The organism is Candidatus Thiosymbion oneisti (assembly GCF_900092655.1).
Classification (GTDB): domain Bacteria; phylum Pseudomonadota; class Gammaproteobacteria; order Chromatiales; family Chromatiaceae; genus Thiosymbion; species Thiosymbion oneisti.
The window spans coordinates 1-2,039 of sequence record NZ_FLUY01001144.1 but is presented as its reverse complement, the minus strand read 5'-3'; the positions used below and the strand labels follow the sequence as shown (position 1 = coordinate 2,039).

The 2,039-nt window shown below is 57.9% G+C and carries 2 protein-coding genes and 1 tRNA gene; all 3 read right to left on the bottom strand.

What is annotated here, in order from left to right:
* Window positions 1–204: 204 nt before the first annotated feature.
* Entirely contained in the window at window positions 205–555 is a 351-nt protein-coding gene (locus tag BQ17_RS11685; RefSeq protein WP_089727264.1) for a CCDC90 family protein, read from the bottom strand.
* Between the two features lie 141 nt (window positions 556–696).
* Window positions 697–773: transfer RNA gene (locus BQ17_RS11680), tRNA-Pro, on the bottom strand.
* Between the two features lie 6 nt (window positions 774–779).
* Window positions 780–1,748 carry a polyprenyl synthetase family protein gene (locus BQ17_RS11675; RefSeq protein ID WP_089727262.1) on the bottom strand — a complete coding sequence of 323 codons (969 nt, stop codon included), beginning with the start codon at window positions 1,746–1,748 and terminating at the stop codon, window positions 780–782.
* Window positions 1,749–2,039: the final 291 nt, after the last annotated feature.

The window sequence follows — 2,039 nt, the reverse complement described above, 5'->3', positions numbered from 1 at the left end:
CCTATAAGTGAAAAAGTAGAGCGATTCATCTTTTTGACCCCCTCTCCCCAACCCCTCTCCCGGCGGGAGAGGGGACATAGTAGCCAGTACCGCTGGTCATGTTATCACTTATATATTAACCATTACCCATCATAATTGCTCAAGGCGTCGTTTTTTGTTGTCGTCGTAGTGACCATGGAGCGGCGTGCCTGAGAACGCGGTGACCTACAATAGCTTGACTAGGGCTGCAATGACCGCAACCTGGGCGAACATCATCGGGACGATCCACTTGATCAAATCCAGCTTGACGTTCGCGATTTCGGTCTTGAGCTCCGAGCGGAGCTGCTCGATTTCTGAGCGGAGTTGCTCGATCCCGGCCTTGAGGTTCGCACGGACCTGTCCGATCTCTTCGCGCAGGCAAAGCTCTGTTTCCCGCAGATGGGCCCGGGTAGTGAGGTCGGGGAGGTGGGGATAGCGCTCTTCCAGACGCTCAATGGCCTCCGCGATCAGCTTCGCACGGGTCTTGTCGTCCGGCGCTGTGGCGAGCGCTTCGTAGAGCTGAACAGCGGAGGTCATAACGACAATCTGCCATCCGGTACGGATTTAGGCAACCTCACGGGCGCTGGATGTGGAATGCGGACGGTTGACGAGATAAGCTCGTACAGGCTAGGACGCGCCGTTCGCGACATCGCGAGGGAACAGAAATCGAGTATGAATTGGTCGGGGTGAGAGGATTCGAACCTCCGGCCCCTACGTCCCGAACGTAGTGCTCTACCAGACTGAGCTACACCCCGATTTAGTTAGTAGGTGCGCGCAACGGCGAAATCCGCCAGCTTCTTCAACGCCGTGCGCTGGACCGATTCGGGAAGCATCGCGGCCGATTCCTTGGCCAACTGCGCGTGTCGGCGCGCAACCGAGATAGTGTAATCAATGGCCTCTGTCGATTCAATCACCTCGGCAACCGCATCGATTTGATCCCGTCCGCCGTTCTCGACGGCTTGGCGCAGGAGCCTGCGTTCCTGGTCGGTGCCTACCTCCATCGCCCGGATGATCGGGAGTGTGGGCTTGCCTTCGGCCAGGTCATCGCCCAGGTTCTTGCCTAATCGGTCATCGTCGGCATGGTAGTCGAGGGCATCATCCACCAATTGAAAGGCGATTCCGAGCTGGAGCCCGTATTGGGCGGCGGCGGTTTCCATTGCTTCCGGGGCTTGGGCAAGCACCGCACCTAGGCGAGTACCAGCCTCGAACAGGGTCGCGGTCTTGCGCTCGATGACTTCCAGGTAACGCGCTTCGGTGGTGTCCGGATCATTGCAGTTGAGCAGCTGTAACACCTCACCCTCGGCGATGCGGTTGGTGGCGTGGGAGAGGACGTCCATCACCCGCATGTTGTCCAGGTCTACCATCATCTCGAAGGCGCGCGAATAGAGGAAATCACCAACCAGGACACTCCCCTGGTTGCCCCATACCGAATTGATGGTCTCGCGGCTACGGCGCAGCTCCGAACCGTCGACGACATCATCGTGGAGGAGGGTGGCGGTGTGGATGAACTCCACTACGGCGGCAAGCCCGGTATGTTGGTTACCCTGATAGCCGCAGGCACGAGCCACTAGGAGCACGGTGAGCGGGCGCAGCCGTTTGCCGCCACTCTCAATGATGTAGTGACCGATTTGGTTGATAAGGGTCACATCGGACTTGAGTCGTCGCAAGATCAAACGGTCGACGATCTGCATGTCCTCTGCGACGGGAGCGCGAATCTCCGACAAGTCCATACTGATGGGGAAGCGACTAAATGAAAATGGCGGCCAATGATGCTAGGGGCGGGGCAAGAGGCTGTCAAGCCGGCAATCCTTCTGTGTGACCTCCGGAAGGCCCCTCTGGGGTCTCATGGATTACCCTCGCTTGCCCGGTTCGGCCTGATACGAACGCTTTAAATCCGGTAGTGGCTCAGTTCGCGAAAAAACGGAAGTTGCGAAAAAACGCAAGGACGCAAGGACGCCAAGACGCCAAGAAAGAACAAAGAAACTTTGCGTCTTGGCGCCATTGCGTCGTGGCGTTAAATG